Source organism: Pseudomonas sp. RW10S2 (assembly GCF_014268985.1).
GTDB lineage: Bacteria > Pseudomonadota > Gammaproteobacteria > Pseudomonadales > Pseudomonadaceae > Aquipseudomonas > Aquipseudomonas wayambapalatensis.
Window position 1 is genome coordinate 1 of record NZ_JABWRO010000103.1, and the last position, 22,533, is coordinate 22,533.

Genomic DNA, 22,533 nt, shown 5'->3' on the forward strand with positions numbered 1-22,533 from the left:
GCGGCCGCCCGGCGCCCAGAACCGAAGGTTTGCACAATGCGCTATATCAGTACTCGCGGCCAGGCTCCGGCCCTGAATTTCGAAGACGTCCTGCTGGCAGGTCTTGCCAGCGACGGCGGCCTGTACGTGCCGGAAAACCTGCCGCGCTTCACCCAGGAAGAAATCGCTTCCTGGGCCGGCTTGCCGTATCACGAACTGGCGTTCCGAGTGATGCGCCCCTTCGTCACCGGCAGCATCGCCGATGCCGACTTCAAGAAGATCCTCGAGGAAACCTACGGTGCCTTCGCCCACGCCGCGGTGGCACCGCTGCGCCAGCTGAACGGCAACGAGTGGGTGATGGAGCTGTTCCACGGCCCGACGCTGGCGTTCAAGGACTTCGCCCTGCAACTGCTCGGCCGTCTGCTCGACCACGTGCTGGTCAAGCGTGGCGAGCGCGTGGTGATCGTCGGTGCCACCAGCGGTGATACCGGTTCCGCCGCCATCGAAGGCTGCCGCCGTTGCGACAACGTCGACATCTTCATCCTGCACCCGCACCAGCGCGTGTCGGAAGTTCAGCGTCGGCAGATGACCACCATCCTCGGTGACAACATCCACAACATCGCCATCGAAGGCAACTTCGACGACTGCCAGGAGATGGTCAAGGCCAGCTTCGCCGACCAGTCCTTCCTCAAGGGCACTCGCCTGGTCGCGGTCAACTCGATCAACTGGGCGCGGATCATGGCCCAGATCGTCTACTACTTCCATGCGGCACTGCAGTTGGGCGGCCCGGCGCGCTCGGTCGCGTTCTCGGTCCCGACCGGCAACTTCGGCGATATCTTCGCCGGTTACCTGGCGCGCAACATGGGCCTGCCGATCAGCCAGCTGGTGGTGGCCACCAACCGCAACGACATCCTGCACCGCTTCATGAGCGGCAACCAGTACGTCAAGGACGCGCTGCACCCAACGCTCTCGCCGTCGATGGACATCATGGTCTCGTCCAACTTCGAGCGCCTGCTGTTCGACCTGCACGGTCGCAACGGCGCGGCGATCGCCGAGTTGATGGCCAACTTCAAGCAGGGTGGTGGCTTCAGCGTGGAGCAGGATCGCTGGACCGAGGCGCGCAAGCTGTTCGACTCCCTGGCAGTGAGCGACGAGCAGACCTGCGAGACCATCGCCGAGGTGTTCAAGGCCACCGGCGAAGTGCTTGATCCGCACACCGCCATCGGCGTCAAAGCCGCTCGTGAGTGCCGTCGCAGCCTGGATACGCCAATGGTGGTGCTGGGCACCGCGCATCCGGTCAAATTCCCCGAGGCAGTGGAGAAGGCCGGTGTCGGCAAGGCCCTCGAGCTGCCTGCGCACCTGAGCGACCTGTTCAGCCGCGAGGAGCGTTGCACGGTCCTGGCCAATGACCTGAAGACGGTCCAGGCCTTCGTCAGCCAGCACGGCAACCGCGGCAAGCCACTGTAAAACGCGGTACTCGAGGGCATTGGCGGGGCAAGTCGGAACATCGGCTTGCCCCGTTTGCGTTTGAGCGGTTCTTTAATTACAGAATCATCCTTCGTCTTTTCAGGCTTTTCCTATTTGAGTCCCTATGCTGCTTTTCTAGAGTGGGCGCCCTGTCCATCAGGGCTCGCAGCCCTCAGGAGCGGCTCATGCACCGGCTCAACATTCTTATCGTCCAGTCTCATCCCGCCCAGCAGATCGCTTTGCACCAGGCCTGCAATGCCCTGGGAGTTTTCAACGTGCGCATCGCCTGCGATCTGGCCAGCGCCAAGGCAAGCATGGCGCAAATGCGAGCCTTGGACATGCTCATCATCGACCATGGCATGCCGGCGCTGAGCGCCCAGGCACTGTTGAAGCACGTGACCCGGCAGGGCCATGCGCGTGCGCTGCTGTTCGTCGGACAGCCCCCTGTGCGCGGCCCTGATCTCGCTTCCGAGGCCCAGCGTCAGGGGCAGTGGGTCGTTGCCCAATTGCCCTGGCCGTTGTCGATGAGGGGGTTGCAGGCGGCATTGCAGCGGCTGCGTCGACCGCCGCGCAGGCACTCCGGGCGGGATATCGAAACTGTCATGTTGCCCACGCATGCTGGCTGATACAGGCGCGAGCGAACTTTCCCAAGTGCCTGACGGTCAGTTCCGATAGGTCCCCGACAAAGCGAGTACGCCGGATGGAAAGAATCTGCTCCCTGCTCAACGATGCCCTGTCCCCTTATCACACCCGACTCGACGATGCGGATGCGCGCGGCAATCGCCAACTCACCGTGCTCGATGCGCAGGGCAACGAGGTATTGCGCCGCGCCGTGAGCGTGCGCCAGCTACAGGAGCAGCGCTTGCTGGTCGATCTGGTCGACGGTCTGCACCGCGACCTGCAGATCGTCGAAGGGCGTCTGCAGCCCTGTGTGATCGCGGCATTGCAACACCGGCATCAACCTCAGGGAACCTTTGCCTGAGTGTCTCGTCAGATTTTATAGGGTGCTCGAACGCTGCTTTGCTCCGGTAGCGTTGGATCGCCGTACAGAGTCCATTCAAGGGCTTTGCGTTGACCCCGGATGTCTTCCCCAGCATCCGGGGTTTCTTTTGCCTGCGTCATGGCTTGATGCTGGTCGGAGCGGGAGCCTCCTCGACCAGGCGTCGGGTCTGTTCCAGGTACTCTGTGCGCAGTTCGGGGTCAAGCCAGTTGGCGTAGAACTCAGGGAGGACTTCCTGGCGCAGGTGTGGCAACAGCTTGTCGATATGGGCGATGGCCTCGCGTCCTAGTGGGGTGTCGGAGCAGCCCACATGCAGAAACTGGTAGCGATTCGCCCCTTTGATCGGGTGGAACTGGTAGCTGTCCAGCGAGCCGCCCTGCTGCTGGACCAGGTAGCGCACCTCTGGCCAGTAGCCAAGCACCAGTTGCAGGCGCCCCAGCTGCTGCATCTGCAAGAGGTTGGCGGTGGCATCGTTGCCGTAGTGGCGGCTCAACGTGGCTTCTGGCAACAGCCGCAGGATATCGTCGACCACTGCCCCGTAGCTGCGCTGGGCCACGATTCCCAGTTTCAGCCCTGGACGCTCCAGCAACTGCTTCAGGTCCACAGGCGAGCCTTCCCCGGGATCGTCCAGCAGCCTCTGGTCAGCCTTGCGGATGACTAGCCCGCCACTGAGGATGGGCAGCGAGGGTTGGGAAAAGTGCACGAAACGGGCGCGTTCCGGCGTCCATAGCAGGGTCGGGTCGCAGGTGAAGCTGTGCTCTTGGAGCATCTGGATGCCACGGGCGCGATTCACCCGAAGGACTGTGTGATCGTATTCTGGCATCTGCTCGATGAGCAGAGGCAGCATGCGGTCGACCACGCCCTGGCCCTTTTCCTGGCCTTCGAGAATGGTGAACGGCGGCAGGTCGCGCACCAGCCAGGTCAGGCGCTCACGGGCCTGGCCCTGCTGCCAGGGCAGCAGCAGGGCGCAGAGCAGCACACACAAGCGCATCATGCTGGTTCGGCGCCCGATCAGACCGCCCCCTGCTCGCGCAGGCGTGCCACCTGGGCATCGCTGTAGCCCAGCCCGGCGAGCAGCGTCGCCGTGTGCTCCCCCAGCGCAGGCCCGACCCACTCCGTGGAGCCTGGTGTCTGCGACAGCTTGGGCACGATACCTGGCATCTTGAAGGGCTTGCCGTCCGGGAGTTTCGCCTGGAGGAACATTTCCCGGGCGAGGAATTGCGGGTCGCTGAACATGTCCTCGGCCGAATAGATGCGGCTGGCAGGCACGCCGGCATCGTTCAGTGACTGCATCACCTGTTCCAGCGGCAGGCTGTTGACCCAGCGGTCGATCACCCCGTACAGCTCGTCGCGACGCAGGTCACGACCATCGTTGCTGGCCAGGGTCGCGTCCTCGGCCAGGTCGTCGCGGCCGATGGCCTGCATGAAGCGTTTGAAGATCGCATCGCCGTTGGCGCCGATCTGCACGTGCCGGCCGTCGGCACTGGTGTGGATGGAGGAGGGGGTGATGCCCGGCATGATGTTGCCGGTGCGCTCGCGAATGAAGCCGAACACGTCGAACTCCGGCACCATGCTTTCCATCATCGCAAAGATTGCCTCGTACAACGCCACATCCACCACCTGCCCTTCACCGCCATTGACCTCGCGATGTCGCAGGGCCATCAGCGCGCCGATCACGCCCCAGAGGGCGGCAATCGAGTCGCCGATGGAAATGCCCGTGCGCACGGGCGGGCGATCCTCGAAACCTGTGATGTAGCGCAGGCCCCCCATGGACTCGCCGACTGCACCGAAGCCCGGCTGGTCCTTCATCGGCCCGGTCTGGCCGAAGCCTGACAGGCGCACCATCACCAGGCGTGGGTTGAGGGCATGCAGCACGTCCCAGCCAAGGCCCAGTTTCTCCAGCACGCCAGGGCGGAAGTTCTCGATCAGGATGTCAGCGCCGGCCAGCAATTGCTTGAGGATCTCGCGCCCTTCGGGGTGCTTGAGGTTGAGGGTAAGCGATTGCTTGTTGCGTGCCTGGACGAACCACCACAGCGAAGTCCCTTCATACAGTTTGCGCCACTTGCGCAGCGGATCGCCGCCATCAGGTGATTCGACCTTGATCACCTCGGCGCCGAATTCGGCGCAGATACGCGAAGCGAAGGGACCGGCGATCAAGGTGCCGAGCTCGATGACCTTCAGACCGGCGAGGGGTTTGGCGGGGGTGGGCATGGTGCGTCCGTGGCGACAGAAAAGAGGCTTGGTTTTATCACAGCTGGTCAATGGCAGATACTGTTGCAAGGCAGAGTCTAGTGCACGCAGATGCGCAACCACCCACCCCAACAAACTCGGATCGGTTAAACTCTGCGACTTTCTCCAAAGAAGCCCCTTTCCCATGGCCCAGCCTTCCACTACCTACAAGTTCGAACTGAATCTGACCGACCTCGACCGCGGCGTGTACGAAAACGTCCGTCAGACGATCGCTCGTCACCCGTCGGAGACTGAGGAGCGCATGGCCGTCCGTCTGCTGGCCTACGCCCTTTGGTACAACGAGAACCTGTCGTTCGGCCGCGGTCTGTCGGATGTCGATGAAGCTGCCCTGTGGGAAAAAAGCCTGGATGATCGCATCCTGCACTGGATCGAAGTCGGCCAGCCCGACGCCGAGCGCCTGACCTGGTGCTCGCGTCGCACCGAGCGCACCAGCCTGCTGGCCTACGGCAGCTTGCGGGTGTGGGAGAACAAGGTGGTCGGCGCGGTCAAGGGCCTGAAAAACCTGAGTATCGCTGCTGTTCCGCAGGAAGTCCTGGAGGTTCTGGCCACCGACATGCCGCGTACCATCAAATGGGATGTGATGATCAGTGAAGGCACGGTATTCGTCACCGACGACCGTGGCCAGCACGAAGTCCAACTGCAGTGGCTGCTCGGTGAGCGCGGCTGACCTGATCCGATCTGACCGCCGAAGACCCCATGCGTATCGAACCCCGCCCCCTGCCATCGGCATTGCCCTTCCTCGGTAACCTGCCGCCCCTGTTGACCCGCCTGTATGCCGCGCGCGGCGTGCAGAGCGAGTCCGAGCTGGACAAGAGCCTGGCGCGCCTGTTGCCGTACCAGCAACTTAAAGGAATCGAGGCGGCCGTCGACCTGTTGGTCGAGGCCCTGGACCTGCGTCAGCGCATCCTGATCGTTGGCGACTTCGACGCCGATGGCGCCACCGCCAGCACCGTGGGTGTGCTGGGGCTGCGACTGCTGGGTGCGGCCCATGTGGATTACCTGGTGCCCAATCGCTTCGAGTACGGCTATGGCCTGACCCCCGAGATCGTGCAGGTGGCATTGCAGCGTCAGCCACAGCTGCTGATCACTGTCGATAACGGTATCTCCAGCGTCGATGGCGTGGCGGCGGCCAAGGCGGCCGGGCTCAAGGTCCTGGTCACCGACCACCACCTGCCTGGCGAGCAGTTGCCCGACGCCGATGCGATCGTCAACCCGAACCAGCCAGGCTGTACCTTCCCCAGCAAGTCGCTGGCTGGCGTGGGGGTGATCTTCTACGTGCTGATGGCCCTGCGTGCCCGCCTGCGCAGCCTTGGCCGCTATGAGACGCAAGCCCAGCCGAACATCGGCGAACTGCTCGACCTGGTGGCGCTGGGCAGTGTCGCCGACGTGGTGCCGCTGGACGCCAACAACCGTATCCTCGTGCACCAGGGCCTCGAGCGCATTCGTGCCGGGCGCGCTCGCCCCGGGCTGAAGGCAATTCTCGAAGTGGCGCGCCGCGATCACCGGCGCATCACCTCGACCGACCTGGGTTTCATCCTCGGACCACGGCTCAATGCCGCCGGTCGGCTGGACGACATGAGCCTGGGCATCGAATGCCTGCTGTGCGAAGACGCCGCCGTGGCGCTGGACATGGCCGGGCAACTGGACGGGCTCAACCAGGATCGCAAGTCCATCGAGCAGGGCATGCAGCGTGAAGCCCTGGCCCAGCTCAAGGACTTGCCGGTCGAGTCCATGCCCTATGGCCTGTGTCTGTTCGACGCCGACTGGCACCAAGGTGTGATCGGCATCCTCGCCTCGCGCCTGAAGGAGCGCTACCACCGGCCGACCATTGCCTTTGCCGATGCGGGCGAGGGTATGCTCAAGGGGTCGGCGCGTTCGGTGCCGGGCTTCCATATCCGTGATGCGCTGGATGCCGTGGCCGCGCGCCACCCGCACCTGATCAGCAAGTTCGGCGGCCATGCCATGGCCGCAGGCTTGTCGCTGCCGGAGGCCAACTTCCAGGCCTTTGCCGATGCGTTCGACGAAGAGGTGCGGCGCCAGTTGTGCGAGGACGACCTGACCGGGCGCCTGCTGTCCGATGGCACCCTGGCGGTCGAGGAATTCCATCTGGACCTGGCTCGTGCCCTGCGCAATGCCGGCCCTTGGGGGCAGCATTTTCCCGAGCCGCTGTTCCATGGCGTGTTCCAGTTGGTCGAACAGCGCGTGGTAGGGGAGCGGCATTTGAAAGTGGTGCTCAAGAGCGAGTGCGGCTCGGTGAAACTTGATGGGATCGCCTTCGGCATCGACCGCGAAATCTGGCCCAATCCGACAGTGCGTTGGGTGGAGGTGGCCTACAAGCTCGATGTGAACGAGTTTCGCGGCAATGAGAGCGTGCAGTTGATGATCGCGCACATGGAGCCGCGCTGACACGGGGCAGATGTCAGCGCGCGGCGTCCATCCGGCGGAACTTCCCCCCAAGGTAATCTGGTCTAGTCTCAACAAAGACCGGTACCGGGCCACGGCCGCACACGAGTGTCCGGGTCGGATGACCATTGGAGTCCTTGGGAGGTCCCCTCATGAGCCTGCTGCTTGAGCCGTATACCCTGCGTCAGCTGACCCTGCCCAATCGCATTGCGGTATCACCAATGTGCCAGTACTCGAGCGTCGATGGCCTGGCCAACGACTGGCATCTGGTCCACCTGGGCAGTCGCGCCGTCGGTGGCGCCGGGCTGGTGATCACCGAAGCGGTGGCTGTCACTGCCGATGGAAGAATCACTGCCGAAGATCTCGGGTTGTGGAACGACGACCAGATCGCCCCGCTGCAACGTATCACCCGCTTCATCACCTCCCAGGGCGCCGTCCCGGGCATCCAGCTGGCGCATGCCGGGCGCAAGGCCAGCACCCATCGTCCCTGGCTGGGCAAACACGGTAGTGTAAAGATCGAGGACGGCGGCTGGCAGCCGGTCGGGCCTTCGAAGATCGCCTTCGACCCGGAGCATACGCCGCCGCGCGAGCTGAGCCACGATGAAATCCAGGGCGTCGTCCAGGCCTTCGTCCAGGCCGCCGAGCGTGCGAAGACGGCCGGGTTCAAGGTCGTCGAAATCCATGCGGCCCACGGCTACCTGCTGCATCAGTTCCTCTCACCTCTGAGCAACCAGCGGCGTGACGAGTACGGCAGCTGCTTCGAGAACCGTATTCGTCTGACGCTTCAGGTGACCGAGGCCGTACGTAAGGTGTGGCCGCAGGAGTTGCCGCTGTTCGTGCGGGTCTCGGCAACCGACTGGGTCGAAGATGGCTGGAACCCCGACGAAACGGTCGAGCTGGCGCGTCGTCTGAGGGCGCTGGGGGTCGACCTGATCGACGTGTCCTCGGGCGGTACCTCGGTCAATGCCGAGATCCCCACCGGCCCGGGTTACCAGACTCGCTTCGCCGAGCGCGTACGCAAAGAGTCGGAAATTGCCACCGGCACCGTGGGCATGATCACCGAACCCGCCCAGGCCGAGCACATCCTGCGTACCGGTCAGGCCGATGTGATCTTCCTCGCCCGCGAACTGCTGCGCGACCCCTACTGGCCGCTGCATGCCGATGATGACCTGGGTGGCAACAAGGCAACCTGGCCTGCGCAGTACCAGCGTGCGACCAGCCGGGCCAACCCGATTCATGAGTCGGACTTGCGGGATTGACAGATCCGCACGGTGGAAACGCTCGACGAGACTAATGCAACATCCCGAAGCAAATGCATTAAGCGAGAATTCAGGCTGCGGGCCTAATCTGGAGCTTCCCTATCCGTCCAGGAGTCATCCAGATGAACACCCGTGGTCTGCTCGATCAATTGCTCAAGTCCGGCCAGTCGCTGCTGCAGAACCAGCAGGGCAAGGGCGGGGCGGGCAAGGTGCCCGGTATTGGCGACCTGCTCGGGGGTGGCCAGGGCAAGGGGGCAGGCCTTGGCGGCCTGCTTTCCGGTGCCGGAGGCGGGGCGCTGGCGGCCGGGGCCATGGGCCTGCTGCTGGGCAGCAAGAAGGCGCGCAAGTACGGTGGCAAGGCACTTACCTATGGTGGCCTCGCTGCGCTTGGCGTGCTTGCCTACAAAGCCTATGGCAACTGGCAGGCGCGCCAGGGCCAGGCTGCGGCGCAGGAGCCACAGACCCTCGATCGCCTGCCGCCGGCCCAGGCCGAGCAACACAGCCAGGCGGTGCTCAAGGCGCTGGTGGCGGCGGCCAAGTCCGATGGCCATATCGACGAGCGCGAGCGTGAACTGATCGAAGGCGAATTCGTGCGCCTGGACAACGATCGCGAGCTACAGGCCTGGCTGCATGCCGAGCTGAACAAGCCGCTCGACCCCGCCGAAGTGGCCCGTGCCGCGCAGACGCCTGAAATGGCCGCGGAGATGTACCTGGCCAGTGTGATGATGGTCGATCAGGAACACTTCATGGAGCGCGCCTACCTTGACGAACTGGCCCGCCAGTTGCGCCTGGACCCGAACTTGCGCGAGGAACTGGAGCGCCAGGTGCGGGACGCTGCAGCGCAGTGAAGTGGCGATTGGCCATTTAATCGGCAGGGATGCCTGAATACTCCGCAATTCAACCGATAAAGCGCCTGGCGGCTAGGCTATACTTCGACGATTTTCCCGCTCGTGAAGAATTCCTGAGGGCTGATTGTGAAGAACTGGACCTTGCGCCAACGGATCCTGGCAAGTTTCGCCGTGATCATCGCCATCATGCTGTTGATGATCGTCGCGGCGTATTCACGCCTGGTGACCATCGAAGCCAGTGAGCAGGCAGTGGCTACGGACAGCATTCCGGGAATCTACTACAGCTCGATGATCCGCAGCGCCTGGGTCGACAGCTACGTCGCCAGCCAGCAGTTGGTCGGCTTGTCCGACCATCGCGAACTGACCTCTGCCGATATCGAACTGTTCAAGGGTTTCCACGACCGGCTCAGGGCGCAGATGACCAACTACCAGGGCACGATTCAGGATGCGCAGGACCAGGCATCCTTCGACACCTTCGTGCGCCTCGAGGAAGACTACGTCAAGGTGGTCGACCAGGTGCTGGCAGCCTACCGCGAGAAGAACTACCCCGAAGCCGAGCGCCTGATCGCCGAAGTGCTTACACCGGCCTGGACCGCCGGGCGCAAGCACCTGAACACGGTGATCGACCGCAATACCGAATCCGCCAATGCCGCCATTCGCGAGATCGTCAGCGCCGTGGCCACCGCCAAGGGCAGCATGATCGTTTCGCTGATCCTGGCGATCGTCGCCGCCGGCATCTGCGGCCTGCTGCTGATGCGCGCCATCAGCGCACCCATGCAGCGCATCGTGCACGCCCTCGACAAGCTGCGCTCGGGTGACCTCAGTGCGCGCCTGAACCTGGACCGCAAGGATGAGTTCGGCGCCATCGAGAACGGCTTCAATGAAATGGGCGAGGCACTTGCCAACCTGGTGGCCCAGGCCCAGCGCTCATCGGTGCAGGTGACCACCTCCGTCACCGAGATCGCCGCCACCTCCAAGCAGCAGCAGGCCACCGCCACCGAAACCGCGGCAACCACCACGGAAATCGGCGCCACCTCGCGCGAGATCGCCGCGACCTCGCGTGACCTGGTGCGCACCATGACCGAGGTGACCAGTGCCGCCGACCAGGCTTCGAGCCTTGCCGGCTCCGGCCAGCAAGGCCTGGCGCGCATGGAGGAAACCATGCACCAGGTGATGGGCGCCGCCGACCTGGTCAACGCCAAGCTGGGCATCCTCAACGAGAAGGCCAGCAACATCAACCAGGTGGTGGTGACCATCGTCAAGGTCGCCGACCAGACCAACCTGCTGTCGCTCAACGCCGCCATCGAGGCGGAAAAAGCCGGCGAGTACGGTCGTGGTTTTGCCGTGGTGGCCACCGAAGTGCGTCGCCTGGCCGACCAGACCGCAGTGGCCACCTACGACATCGAGCAGATGGTGCGCGAGATCCAGTCCGCAGTGTCGGCTGGGGTCATGGGCATGGACAAGTTCTCCGAGGAGGTGCGCCGTGGCATGTTCGAGGTGCAGCAGGTCGGCGAGCAGCTCAGCCAGATCATTCATCAGGTGCAAGCGCTGGCGCCACGGGTGCTGATGGTCAATGAGGGCATGCAGGCACAGGCCACCGGCGCCGAGCAGATCAACCAGGCGCTGGCTCAGCTCAGTGATGCCAGCACGCAGACGGTCGAGTCGTTGCGCCAGGCCAGTTTCGCCATCGACGAACTGAGCCAGGTGGCTGCCGGGCTGCGTGGCGGTGTGTCGCGCTTCAAAGTCTGACGGTGATGAACGATCTGCAACCGCGTGATCAGCGTCAGGCCGAAGCCAAGGGCGTGTTGTACCTGCTGTTCCATATCGGCGGACAGCGCTTTGCCCTGGATGTGCGCGAGGTGATAGAGGTGCTGCCGTTGCGTCCGCTCAAGCCCATCGCCCAGGCACCCGCCTGGGTCGCCGGGATCCTCGGGCATCGTGGCGCGCTGGTGCCGGTCATCGACCTGTCGTCCCTGAGCTTCGGTGAGCCTGCGCCGCAGCGCACCAGTACGCGCCTGGTACTGGTGCGTTATGGCGCTGACCTGCAACTGGGGCTGGTGCTCGAGCAGGCGACCAACACCTTGCGTTGCCAACCCGACGAGTTCCAGCCCTACGGGGTGGACAACGGCGAGGCGCGTTACCTGGGGCCTGTGCGGCAGGATGCACAGGGGCTGTTGCAGCGCATCCAGGTCGACGACCTGTTGAGCGATGCCGTGCGCCTGCTCTTGTTCCCTGATCAATCCACGCAGGTGGCAGGATGATCGAACAACGCTTCTTCGGCTTCCTGCAGGAGCGCATCGGCCTGGATGTGGAGTCGGTGGGCGCGCCGATGGTCGAGCGGGCCTTGCGCCAGCGATGTGTGGCACTCGCCGCGCGTGACCTCGACGATTACTGGCTGCGCTTGCAGCAATCGTCCGGTGAGCAACAGGCGTTGATCGAGGCGGTGATCGTTCCCGAGACCTGGTTCTTCCGTTACCCCGAGTCGTTCACGGCATTGGTCGGGCTGGCTCGGAAACGCCTGGTCGAGCTGGCCGGATCACGGCCGCTGCGTATCCTCAGCTTGCCGTGCTCGACCGGCGAGGAGCCCTATTCGATTTCCATGGCGCTGCTCGATGCGGGTCTGCCGCCATCGGCCGTGCGCATCGATGGGATGGACATCAGCCCCAGTTCCCTCGCCCGTGCCGAGCAGGCCGTGTATGGCCGCAACTCGTTCCGCGGCAGTGAACTGGCGTTCCGTGAGCGGCATTTCGACTGCGCCGATGACAGTTACCGCTTGCATGAGCGCGTGCGTCAGCAGGTCAGCCTGCAGCCTGGCAATGTGCTCGATCCTGCCCTGCGCAGCCGCAAGGGGGTCTACGATTTTGTCTTTTGCCGCAACCTGCTGATCTATTTCGACGTACCCACCCAGCAGCGGGTCTTCGAGGTGCTCAAGCAACTGCTCCACGACGATGGCGTGCTGTTCATCGGCCCGGCCGAGGGCAGCTTGCTGGCGCGTCTGGGCATGCGGCCGATCGGCATCGCGCAGTCGTTCGCCTATGTGCGTCAGGACCAGGTCGGCGTGCAGCCGCCGGTCAGCCCGGTGCCGCCGGCACGACCCAGCGTCCCGCCGGTAGCTGCGCCGCGTCCTGTCGCCATGCCCGTGGTGGCGCCATCCTTGGCCCGTGCTGCTCGCCCGCCCGCCAGGCCGGTTGCGTTGCCGACCGTGAACGAGAACGAAACCGAACTGCTGGCAGCCATCGCCCGTCAGGCCAATGCCGGGGCCAGCGAGCAGGCCCGCGCCAGTTGCGAGCGCTACTTGCGTCTGTTCGAGCCCAAGGCGCAGGTCTACTACTGGCTGGGGCTGCTCAGCGATACCCAGGGCGATGCCGGCGAAGCACTCAAGCATTACCGCAAGGCCCTGTACCTGGAGCCCCAGCACACCGAGGCACTGCTGCACCTGGCCACGCTGCTGGCATCCCAGGGGGATGTCACAGGGGCACGGCGTCTGCAGGAAAGGGCGGCGCGGGCGGGCAGGGAGTCTGAACGATGAGCGGTGCCTACTCGATGGACCTGATCGCCCAGGACCATGACGATATCGATGATTGCTGGAATCGCATCGGTGTCCATGGCGACAAGCAATGCCCCCTGCTGGACCGGCACATCCACTGCCGCAATTGCGAAGTGTATGCCGCTGCGGCTACCCGCCTGCTCGACCGCTACACCTTGCTGCAGGACGAGCATCTCGAGATGGCGCAGGTGGAGCAGGTGGAGCAGGGCACTGCCGGTCGCTCCATGCTGCTGTTCAGGCTGGGCGAGGAATGGCTGGCCCTGGCCACTGCCTGCCTGGCGGAAATCGCGCCGCTGCAAGCCGTTCACTCGCTGCCGCACCAGCGCTCGCGGATGCTGCAGGGGGTCGCCAACGTGCGGGGTGCGCTGGTGCCGTGCCTGTCGTTCGCTGACCTGCTGGGCATGGAGCTGGCGCCAGCACAGGAGCGCAGTGGGCGGGTGATGCCGCGGATGTTGATCCTGGCTGCCGAAGGTGGGCCGGTGGTATTGCCGGTCGACGAGATCGACGGCATCCATCGCCTGGACCTTTCGCGCTTGCACGAGGAGCACGACACGGCCCATTTCACACTGGCGGTGATGCAGTGGCGTGGCCGCAGTGTGCGCGTACTCGATGACCAACACCTCCTGTCTGCCGTGAAGCGGAGCCTGTCATGACCCCGGAGCAAATGCGCGACGCATCGTTGCTCGAGCTGTTCAGTCTCGAGGCCGAGGCCCAGACCCAAGTGCTCAGTGCCGGGCTGCTGGCCCTCGAGCGCAATCCGGCCCAGGGCGATCAGCTGGAAGCCTGCATGCGTGCGGCGCACTCCCTCAAGGGCGCGGCGCGTATCGTCGGCATCGATGCCGGTGTCAGCGTCGCCCATGTCATGGAGGATTGCCTGGTCGCGGCCCAGGAGCGGCGCCTGTTGCTGCGCCCCGAACACATCGATGCCTTGTTGCAGGGCACTGACCTGCTGATGCGCATCGCAACGCCCGGGGACACCCAGGGCGAGGCGGCGGTGCCGGCGTTCCTGGTACAGATGGCCATGTTGCTCGACCCTTCGGCGCCTGCGCTGGACGCTGCCGGCGCATCGGCTGAACCTTTGCCTCTCGCGATGCCGCCCGAAGTGCCCGCGATGCCTGTGGAGCCTGAGCCAGAAGTGGAGCCTGCTCCCGCACCCAGGAGCGGCAAGCGCACAGGCGAAGGCGGTGAGCGCGTGCTGCGGGTCACCGCCGATCGCCTGAACAGTCTGCTCGACCTGTCGAGCAAGTCGTTGGTGGAAACCCAGCGGCTCAAGCCCTATCTCGCCAGCCTGCAGCGCCTTAAGCGCATGCATGGCCAGGGTATGCGCGCCCTCGACGGGCTCAAGACCCAGCTCGAAGGCAGCGGCCAGAGCGCCGAAGTGCTCGACGCCCTGGCCCAGACCCAGCGCCTGCTCGCCGAAACCCAACAGATCCTCCAGCAGCAGGCTGCCGACCTCGACGAATTCGGCTGGCAGGCGAGCCAGCGCGCGCAGTTGCTGTACGACACTGCGTTGGCCTGCCGGATGCGCCCCTTCGCCGATGTGCTGACCGGGCAGAGCCGCATGGTGCGCGACCTCGGGCGCTCCCTGGGCAAGCAGGTGCGGCTGCTGATCGAGGGTGAGAAGACTCAGGTCGACCGTGATGTGCTGGAAAAACTCGAGGCGCCGCTCACGCACTTGCTGCGCAATGCTGTCGATCATGGCATCGAGCAGCCCGAGCGACGCCTGCTGGCGGGCAAGCCCGGTGACGGCACGCTGCGCCTGCGCGCGTCGCATCAGGCCGGGTTGCTGATTCTCGAACTGAGCGACGACGGTGCGGGTATCGACCTTGAGCGCCTGCGCCGCAGCATCGTCGAGCGGGCACTGTCGCCCGCCGAGACCGTGGCGCAGATGAGCGAGGCCGAGTTGCTCACCTTCCTGTTCCTGCCCGGTTTCAGCCTGCGTGACCAGGTCACCGAGGTGTCTGGCCGTGGGGTCGGCCTGGACGCGGTGCAGCACATGGTGCGCGAACTGCGCGGGTCGATCGAGCTCACTCAGGTGGCAGGGCAGGGCTGCTGCTTCCACCTGGAGGTGCCGCTGACCCTGTCGGTGGTGCGCAGCCTGGTGGTCGAGGTCGGTGGCGAAGCCTATGCCTTCCCGCTGGCGCATATCGAACGCACCCTCGACGTACCGGCCGAGGCCATCGTGCAGATCGAAGGCCGCCAGCACTTCTGGCACGAGGACCGCCACATCGGCCTGGTCGCCGCGAGCCAGTTGCTCAACCGTCCGGCCGCGCAGGACGAGGCGGACAGCCTGCGCGTGGTGGTCATTCGTGAGTGCGAGCAACTGTATGGTGTGGCCGTGGAGCGCCTGATCGGCGAGCGGGTGCTGGTGGTGATGCCGCTCGACCCGCGTCTGGGCAAGGTCCAGGACATTTCCTCCGGCGCCTTGCTCGACGATGGTTCGGTGGTGCTGATCATCGATGTCGAAGACCTCTTGCGCTCGGTGGACAAGCTGTTGAGCACCGGGCGCCTGGAGCGTATCGATCGCGGTGCACGGGCGGGCCGGGGTGTGGTGCGCAAGCGCATCCTGGTGGTCGACGATTCGCTGACGGTACGCGAGCTCCAGCGCAAGCTGCTGGGTACGCGCGGATACGACGTAGCGGTGGCGGTCGATGGCATGGATGGCTGGAACGCCCTGCGCAGCGAAGACTTCGACCTGCTGATCACCGACATCGACATGCCGCGCATGGACGGTATCGAACTGGTCACCCTGGTGCGTCGCGACAGTCGCCTGCAATCGCTGCCGGTGATGGTGGTGTCGTACAAGGACCGGGAAGAGGACCGCCGACGTGGACTGGATGCCGGCGCCGACTATTATTTGGCCAAGGCCAGCTTCCATGACGATGCGTTGCTGGATGCGGTGGTGGAGTTGATCGGAGGAGCCCAGGGATGAGGATCGCCATCGTCAATGACATGCCCATGGCTGTCGAGGCGCTGCGCCGTGCGCTGGCCTTCGAGCCCGCGCACGAAGTGATCTGGGTGGCCAACAATGGCGTCGAAGCCGTGCACAAGTGTGCCGAGCAGACGCCGGACCTGATCCTCATGGACCTGATCATGCCGGTGATGGATGGCGTGGAGGCGACTCGCCGGATCATGGCCGAAACCCCTTGCGCCATCGTCATCGTCACGGTGGATCGCAAGCAGAATGTGCACCGGGTGTTCGAGGCCATGGGCCACGGCGCCCTCGATGTGGTCGATACGCCGGCACTGGGTGCGGGCGATGCCCGGGAGGCGGCGGCGCCTTTGCTGCGCAAGATCCTCAACATCGCTTGGTTGATCGGCCAGCAGCGCTCCAGCGCAGTCCGCTCCGTGGCGGCGCCGGTCCGCAATCTAGCGCGTCGTTGTGGCCTGGTGGCCATTGGCTCGTCCGCAGGCGGGCCAGCCGCGCTTGAGGTACTGCTCAAGGGGCTTCCGCAGGATTTTCCGGCGGCCATCGTGCTGGTCCAGCATGTCGATCAGGTGTTCGCCGCCGGCATGGCCGAATGGCTGAGTGGTGTGTCCGGGCTACCGGTACGCCTGGCCCGTGAGGGTGAACCACCGCAGCCGGGGCAGGTGTTGCTGGCAGGCACCAACCACCACATCCGGCTGTTGCAGAATGGCCAACTGGCGTATACCGCCGAGCCGGTCAACGAAATCTACCGCCCCTCGATCGACGTGTTCTTCGAGAGCGTGGCGCGCTTCTGGCGCAGCGATGCGGTGGGCGTGCTGCTCACCGGCATGGGCCGCGATGGCGCGCAGGGGCTGAAGTTGATGCGCGAGCAGGGTTTCCTGACCATCGCCCAGGACCAGCAAAGCAGTGCGGTGTATGGCATGCCCAAGGCCGCCGCAGCGATCCAGGCGGCGGTCGAGATACGACCGCTGGAGCGAATTGCCGGGCGACTTATGGAAATCTTTCCGAAATGACGATATGTATTGAGTCACGCCGCCTGGCCGGTAGTGACCTGGTGAATAGGGATGAATGACCTACCGATCGATGGTTTCACGACGATCAACGAAAGCGCCGCGATGGTCCTGCTGGTCGACGACCAGGCGATGATCGGCGAGGCGGTGCGTCGTGGGCTGTCCCACGAGGAGAACATCGACTTCCACTTCTGTGCCGATCCACACCAGGCAGTGGCCCAGGCCATGCGCATCAAGCCGACGGTGATCCTCCAGGACCTGATCATGCCGGGTCTGGACGGCCTGACGCTGGTGCGCGAGTACCGCAACAACCCGGCGACCCAGGATATCCCGATCATCGTCCTGTCGACCAAGGAAGACCCGCTGGTCAAGAGTGCGGCCTTCGCCGCCGGGGCCAACGACTACCTGGTCAAGCTGCCGGACACCATCGAGCTGGTGGCGCGTATCCGCTATCACTCGCGCTCCTACCTCACCCTGCTACAGCGTGACGAGGCCTACCGCGCCCTGCGCGTCAGCCAGCAGCAGTTGCTCGACACCAACCTGATGCTGCAGCGGTTGATGAACTCCGATGGCCTGACGGGGCTGTCCAACCGCCGCCATTTCGACGAATACCTGGAACTGGAGTGGCGCCGCGCCATGCGCGAGCAGCAGCAGCTGTCGCTGCTGATGATCGATGTCGACTACTTCAAGGCCTACAACGACGGCTTCGGTCATCTGGCCGGTGACGAAGCGCTGCGCCAGGTGGCCGAGGCAATCCGCGGCTCCTGCTCGCGCCCAAGCGACCTGCCGGCGCGCTATGGCGGCGAGGAGTTCGCTCTGGTGCTGCCCAACACCTCGCCGGGTGGTGCACGGCTGATTGCGGAAAAACTGCGTCAGACTGTGCTCGCCCTGAATATTCCGCACAATGCCCCGCAATCCGATGCGCGCCTGACGGTAAGCATCGGATTGGCCACCCAGACACCGGTGGTGGGCAGCCACTGTCGGCAGTTGATCTCTGCCGCAGACAAGGGGCTTTACCTGGCCAAGAATAGTGGGCGTAACCAGGTTGGCATTGCATGACGCGGTTCTGCATGAAATGAATCTGCACTTGCCCGCCCTCAAGGCTGAACGGCCTGATCGGCTTTGTTGTAGCTGAACGGTGAGTGGGTGAGCTGTTTCAGGTTCAGCGCCACTACCGGTACCCATATCCCGGTGTTGGCCTTGAACTTGGTCTGGAATGACTTGGCATTGTTGAGCGAAGCGGTGTTGCCGACCTTGTAGAAGAACGCCTCGATTGGCAGCTGGGCACCATAGTTCTGCGGCCAAAGATTCACCATCAACTCATTCCAGGCCGCTTTGATGTTCGGCGGTGGATTGCTGCGTACCTTGTAGCTGATCGCGAACTGTGCGGCATTCTGGGTACTCAGTGAGCATTGATAGTTTCGGTCGGGCAGTTTGCTGGAGTACGCATACCAGGTGGCCTCCGTTGTCACGTTTACACTGGCGCAGGTGCTGAGGTCTGCCGCTGCCACGCTTCGCGGTTTCAGGCCACAGCCCTTGCCAGAGCGAACGCCGACTGCCGTCGCTGCATCATAGGCGTAGATGCACAGGTACTCCATCCCCTTGCCTTTTGCGGCAGCCTCGGCTTGCGGAAGGAAGATGAAGCCTGCATCCCGGTAGAAATTGCTCACAACGGAATCGACGCGAAAGTAAGAGAAGGACACGGCACCCAGTTTAATTGCGGATGGGCTCGGGTCCCACGGGTTGAAGGGGCCGTCGTCCACTGAGCGAATGATGATGCCATTACAGTAGTAGGCAGGCAGATTTCCCGGGCAAGTATTTTCCCTGGCGTTGTAACGAGCATTCAGATTAGCGGCAATTCTTGAACCGGGGTCGGTACCGGTTTGTGTCACCCGAACGTTGAACGGCGGCGAGATGAGCAGCGGATTACCGCCGACACCGACACTGCCCGTGACCACGGCGGTACTTCCAATATCCTTGGCGATTTCGCTTCTGGGAATCTGGAACATCAGCGGTACATTGGGGGTCTTGACGACCTGAGTTTTTGCAAGCCATTCGCTGCGACCTTTCCAGCGCATGCCCACCGTATCGTTCAGCGTCATGGGCTTGTAGAGAAAGCTGACGGTGACCGAATCGCCAATGGCATCGACATCCACGGTGCTGGAACCGGAGTTGGGGAAGCGCGGGCGGTACAGTTCCAGTTGGGTCGCCGCCTGAGTCGATGACTGGATCGCCGCCACCGCAGGTGTTTCTGCCTGGTGAGTCTGGCAAGCGGTCATCGCCAGCAGCGCCAACAACAGAGCACTTGGGCCTATGCGGTAAGTACATGGCTTTACTGGCATTATCATCATGACTTCCTTGTTCGTGAGATAGAAGCGGTCATGGTGACGCTGACGTTAGTTTGGCGTGTACGCCAGCGCTCCACGAAATCAGAAGGGCGCAATAAAGTTGAGGGTGAGCAGGCTAATGACTTTGTTGTGCCCTCCGGGTATTAAGATTTTTTATCTTCTGATTCAAAAACCCGGACTTCGAGTGTTTTGCTGATCGAGAGCGGCTTCCCAGGAATACCTACGCTGGCCGTCAGTTTTGATGTCCATTTGTTGCCGAGGTCTGTTTTGACCACACCATAAGGAATGACGAACGTCATGACTTTCTCATCTTTCACTTTCTGCAGAGGCAGGTCGTACGTCGCATTCCCACGCCAGCGCATGCCTACTGTGTGGCCTTCCGCAATGTCGTCATACTCGAAGGTGACCTTGAGTTCTTCTCCCAACTTATCCAAATAGATCTTGTTATCCTTGAAGTCCGGAACCTCAGGGGGGTTGTATACATCTTCTTCATTCGCTGGTTTAGTTACACTGTTCATTGTATGTCTCCTTGCGCAACTGCGCCTGACCTTAAATGTTGGTGGTGCCTGCAAGCTCATTAGTGCATAGGCTGTGGTACTTATCTACTGACAAAAATACTAGGTCGAAGAGGTTTGCAATCGACGTTCCCGCGCTCGCTCGTTACCCCTGCCAGCGTTCGGTGCTGATCGCTTTTGCCGAAGTGCGGCGCCCGACGGGTCTGCCGCCGTGGCTCGGACTGGGTTATACTCGCGGGCTTTTCACCGAATTCGTGCGAGTAGCCAGAAGCCATGGAAATCCAACCGATCCTGAACACCATCAAGGACCTCACCGAACGTTCCCAGTCCATTCGGGGGTATCTTTGACTACGATCACAAAGCTGATCGTCTGATCGAAGTCAACCGCGAGCTGGAAGACCCCAACGTCTGGAACAAGCCGGAGTACGCGCAGGCCCTGGGCCGCGAACGTGCCATGCTGGCGCAAGTGGTCGAGACCCTCGACAAGCTGTCCAACGGCCTGGGCGACTGCCAGGACCTGCTCGACATGGCGGTCGAGGAAGGTGACGAAGCTGCCGTCGGCGACGTTGTGACCGAACTGGAAGGCCTGGAAGAAAACCTTGCCCAGCTCGAGTTCCGTCGCATGTTCAGCGGCGAGATGGACATGAACAACGCCTACCTGGACATCCAGGCCGGCTCCGGTGGCACCGAGGCGCAGGACTGGGCCAACATCCTGCTGCGCATGTACCTGCGCTGGGCCGACAAGCGCGGTTTCGACGCCACCATCATCGAGCTGTCCGAAGGTGAAGTCGCCGGTATCAAGGGCGCCACCGTGCACATCAAGGGCGAGTACGCCTTCGGCTGGCTGCGTACCGAAATCGGCGTGCACCGCCTGGTGCGCAAGAGCCCGTTCGACTCCGGTGCCCGTCGCCACACTTCTTTCTCGGCGGTGTTCGTCTCGCCCGAGATCGACGACAAGGTCGAGATCGAGATCAACCCGTCCGACCTGCGCATCGACACCTACCGTTCCTCCGGCGCGGGTGGTCAGCACGTCAACACCACCGACTCGGCGGTGCGTATCACCCACGTGCCGACCAATACCGTGGTGGCGTGCCAGAACGAACGCTCCCAGCACGCCAACAAGGATACCGCCATGAAAATGCTGCGGGCCAAGTTGTACGAGCTGGAAATGCAGAAGCGCAACGCCGCCTCGCAGGCGCTGGAAGACAGCAAGTCGGATATCGGCTGGGGTCACCAGATCCGCTCCTATGTACTCGATGACTCGCGTATCAAGGACCTGCGTACCGGTGTCGAGCGCAGTGACTGCCAGAAGGTCCTCGACGGCGACCTCGACCAGTACCTGGAAGCCAGCCTCAAGCAGGGGCTGTAAACCGCACACCACCGCCGCGATACGAGGCCATGGGCCCGTATCGCGTGCCCTGCCCGACAGGGGCACCGAATACCTGATGGAAACAATGACGACATGAGCGACCTCAAGACCGAATCGCAAGACCTGCAACAGGAAGAAAACACCCTGATCGCCCTGCGCAAGGAAAAACTTGCCGCCGAGCGTGCCAAGGGCAACGCCTTCCCCAACGACTTCCGTCGCGACAGCTACTGCAACGACCTGCAGAAACAGTACGCGGACAAGACCAAGGAAGAGCTGGAAGCAGCCGCGATCCCGGTCAAGGTTGCCGGTCGCATCATGCTCAACCGTGGCTCGTTCATGGTGATCCAGGACATGACCGGTCGCATCCAGGTCTACGTCAACCGCAAGACCCTGCCCGAAGAAACCCTCGCCGCGGTCAAGACCTGGGACCTGGGCGACATCATCAGCGCCGAAGGCACCCTGGCTCGCTCGGGCAAGGGCGACCTGTACGTCGAGATGACCGACGTGCGCCTGCTGACCAAGTCGCTGCGTCCGCTGCCTGACAAGCACCACGGCCTGACCGACACCGAGCAGCGCTATCGCCAGCGTTACGTCGACCTGATGGTCAACGAGGAAACCCGCCACACCTTCCGTGTGCGTTCTCAGGTGATCTCGCATATCCGCAAATTCCTGATCGAGCGCGACTTCCTCGAAGTCGAGACGCCGATGCTGCAGACCATCCCTGGCGGCGCTGCGGCCAAGCCGTTCGAAACCCACCACAACGCCCTGGACATGGCCATGTTCCTGCGCATCGCGCCGGAGCTGTACCTCAAGCGGCTTGTTGTCGGTGGTTTCGAGAAGGTCTTCGAGATCAACCGCAACTTCCGTAACGAAGGCGTTTCGACCCGGCACAACCCCGAGTTCACCATGCTCGAGTTCTACCAGGCCTACGCCGACTACCGCGACAACATGGACCTCACCGAGGAGCTGTTCCGCGAGCTGGCGCAGTTGGTCCTGGGGACTACCGACGTGCCATACGGCGACAAGGTATTCCACTTCGGCGAACCGTTCGCGCGCCTGTCGGTGTTCGATTCGATCCTCAAGTACAACCCCGAGCTGACTGCCGCCGACCTGCAGGACGTCGACAAGGCCCGCGCCATCGCCAAGAAAGCCGGTGCCAAGGTGCTGGGGCACGAAGGTCTGGGCAAGCTGCAGGTGATGATTTTCGAAGAGCTGGTCGAGCACAAGCTGGAGCAGCCGCACTTCATTACCGAGTATCCGTTCGAAGTGTCGCCGCTGGCCCGTCGCAACGACGACAATCCGGCCGTGACCGATCGCTTCGAGCTGTTCATCGGTGGCCGCGAGATCGCCAACGCCTACTCCGAGCTCAACGATGCCGAAGACCAGGCCGAGCGCTTCCTGGCGCAGGTTGCCGAGAAGGACGCCGGTGACGACGAAGCCATGCACTACGATGCCGACTTCGTGCGTGCCCTGGAATACGGCATGCCGCCGACCGCCGGTGAAGGCATCGGTATCGACCGCCTGGTGATGCTGTTGACCAACTCGCCGTCGATTCGCGATGTGATCCTGTTCCCGCACATGCGTCCGCAGGCTTGAGTGAATTGAAAAA

The 22,533-nt window shown here is 63.3% G+C and carries 20 protein-coding genes; 16 read left to right on the forward strand and 4 right to left on the reverse strand.

Annotated elements, in window-relative coordinates; translation table 11 throughout:
* Positions 1-36: 36 nt before the first annotated feature.
* The 3 genes from thrC to HU729_RS19750 all read left to right on the forward strand — a co-directional run bounded on the left by thrC (position 37) and on the right by HU729_RS19750 (position 2,428).
* Positions 37-1,446 (forward strand): threonine synthase, encoded by a 1,410-nt coding sequence (gene thrC, locus HU729_RS19740; RefSeq protein ID WP_186668703.1) that lies wholly within the window; start codon positions 37-39, stop codon positions 1,444-1,446.
* A 185-nt stretch (positions 1,447-1,631) separates the two neighbouring features.
* Entirely contained in the window at positions 1,632-2,072 is a 441-nt protein-coding gene (locus HU729_RS19745; RefSeq protein WP_186668701.1) for a histidine kinase, read from the forward strand.
* A 74-nt stretch (positions 2,073-2,146) separates the two neighbouring features.
* Positions 2,147-2,428 (forward strand): DUF3509 domain-containing protein, encoded by a 282-nt coding sequence (locus tag HU729_RS19750; RefSeq protein WP_186711312.1) that lies wholly within the window; start codon positions 2,147-2,149, stop codon positions 2,426-2,428.
* Positions 2,429-2,564: 136 nt separating this feature from the next.
* On the opposite strand, the gene HU729_RS19755 is transcribed toward HU729_RS19750, so the two are convergent.
* On the reverse strand, positions 2,565-3,437 hold the full coding sequence (locus HU729_RS19755) for a TIGR02285 family protein (RefSeq protein WP_186668802.1): 873 nt from the start codon (positions 3,435-3,437) through the stop codon (positions 2,565-2,567).
* A gap of 20 nt (positions 3,438-3,457) precedes the next feature.
* On the reverse strand, positions 3,458-4,657 hold the full coding sequence (locus HU729_RS19760; RefSeq protein WP_186668697.1) for a CaiB/BaiF CoA-transferase family protein: 1,200 nt from the start codon (positions 4,655-4,657) through the stop codon (positions 3,458-3,460).
* Between the two features lie 163 nt (positions 4,658-4,820).
* Between HU729_RS19760 and HU729_RS19765 the strand changes: the two genes are divergently transcribed.
* The 11 genes from HU729_RS19765 to HU729_RS19815 all read left to right on the forward strand — a co-directional run bounded on the left by HU729_RS19765 (position 4,821) and on the right by HU729_RS19815 (position 17,751).
* Positions 4,821-5,363, forward strand: coding sequence for a YaeQ family protein (locus tag HU729_RS19765; protein WP_186668695.1), 543 nt, complete (start codon positions 4,821-4,823; stop codon positions 5,361-5,363).
* A 29-nt stretch (positions 5,364-5,392) separates the two neighbouring features.
* A complete protein-coding gene (recJ, locus tag HU729_RS19770) occupies positions 5,393-7,102 on the forward strand; it encodes a single-stranded-DNA-specific exonuclease RecJ (RefSeq protein ID WP_186668694.1) in 1,710 nt (569 codons plus the stop codon).
* 149 nt (positions 7,103-7,251) lie between these two features.
* Positions 7,252-8,358 carry an NADH:flavin oxidoreductase/NADH oxidase gene (locus HU729_RS19775; RefSeq protein WP_186668692.1) on the forward strand — a complete coding sequence of 369 codons (1,107 nt, stop codon included), beginning with the start codon at positions 7,252-7,254 and terminating at the stop codon, positions 8,356-8,358.
* 122 nt (positions 8,359-8,480) lie between these two features.
* Positions 8,481-9,206, forward strand: a complete 726-nt coding sequence (locus HU729_RS19780) for a tellurite resistance TerB family protein (protein ID WP_186668690.1) — start codon at positions 8,481-8,483, stop codon at positions 9,204-9,206.
* Positions 9,207-9,332: 126 nt separating this feature from the next.
* Positions 9,333-10,955 carry a methyl-accepting chemotaxis protein gene (locus HU729_RS19785; RefSeq protein ID WP_186711313.1) on the forward strand — a complete coding sequence of 541 codons (1,623 nt, stop codon included), beginning with the start codon at positions 9,333-9,335 and terminating at the stop codon, positions 10,953-10,955.
* 5 nt (positions 10,956-10,960) lie between these two features.
* Positions 10,961-11,467: a chemotaxis protein CheW gene (locus tag HU729_RS19790; protein WP_186668686.1), complete on the forward strand. Its 507-nt coding sequence runs from the start codon at positions 10,961-10,963 to the stop codon at positions 11,465-11,467.
* Complete coding sequence (locus HU729_RS19795; protein ID WP_186711314.1) at positions 11,464-12,735, forward strand: CheR family methyltransferase; 1,272 nt, start codon at positions 11,464-11,466, stop codon at positions 12,733-12,735. Before HU729_RS19790 ends, HU729_RS19795 begins: the two co-directional genes overlap by 4 nt.
* Positions 12,732-13,406 carry a chemotaxis protein CheW gene (locus tag HU729_RS19800; RefSeq protein WP_186711315.1) on the forward strand — a complete coding sequence of 225 codons (675 nt, stop codon included), beginning with the start codon at positions 12,732-12,734 and terminating at the stop codon, positions 13,404-13,406. The genes HU729_RS19795 and HU729_RS19800 overlap by 4 nt, the downstream gene beginning before the upstream one ends.
* Complete coding sequence (locus HU729_RS19805; RefSeq protein ID WP_186711316.1) at positions 13,403-15,685, forward strand: hybrid sensor histidine kinase/response regulator; 2,283 nt, start codon at positions 13,403-13,405, stop codon at positions 15,683-15,685. The genes HU729_RS19800 and HU729_RS19805 overlap by 4 nt, the downstream gene beginning before the upstream one ends.
* A complete protein-coding gene (locus tag HU729_RS19810; protein WP_186668678.1) occupies positions 15,682-16,695 on the forward strand; it encodes a chemotaxis response regulator protein-glutamate methylesterase in 1,014 nt (337 codons plus the stop codon). Before HU729_RS19805 ends, HU729_RS19810 begins: the two co-directional genes overlap by 4 nt.
* A 51-nt stretch (positions 16,696-16,746) precedes the next feature.
* Positions 16,747-17,751, forward strand: a complete 1,005-nt coding sequence (locus HU729_RS19815) for a PleD family two-component system response regulator (RefSeq protein WP_186668676.1) — start codon at positions 16,747-16,749, stop codon at positions 17,749-17,751.
* Between the two features lie 38 nt (positions 17,752-17,789).
* Here the strand turns inward: HU729_RS19815 and HU729_RS19820 are convergent, their stop codons facing one another.
* Positions 17,790-18,989 (reverse strand): hypothetical protein, encoded by a 1,200-nt coding sequence (locus tag HU729_RS19820; protein WP_186668674.1) that lies wholly within the window; start codon positions 18,987-18,989, stop codon positions 17,790-17,792.
* A 194-nt stretch (positions 18,990-19,183) separates the two neighbouring features.
* Positions 19,184-19,558, reverse strand: a complete 375-nt coding sequence (locus tag HU729_RS19825; protein WP_186711317.1) for a hypothetical protein — start codon at positions 19,556-19,558, stop codon at positions 19,184-19,186.
* 270 nt (positions 19,559-19,828) lie between these two features.
* On the opposite strand from HU729_RS19825, the gene prfB reads away from it, so the two are divergent.
* Together prfB and lysS are read left to right on the forward strand one after the other, a co-directional pair.
* A protein-coding gene (prfB, locus tag HU729_RS19830; RefSeq protein ID WP_186711318.1) for a peptide chain release factor 2 occupies positions 19,829-20,924 on the forward strand; the annotation gives its coding sequence in 2 pieces (ribosomal slippage) (positions 19,829-19,900 and positions 19,902-20,924; 1,095 coding nt in all).
* 93 nt (positions 20,925-21,017) lie between these two features.
* Positions 21,018-22,520: a lysine--tRNA ligase gene (lysS, locus tag HU729_RS19835; RefSeq protein ID WP_054895070.1), complete on the forward strand. Its 1,503-nt coding sequence runs from the start codon at positions 21,018-21,020 to the stop codon at positions 22,518-22,520.
* The last annotated feature ends 13 nt before the right edge of the window (positions 22,521-22,533 follow it).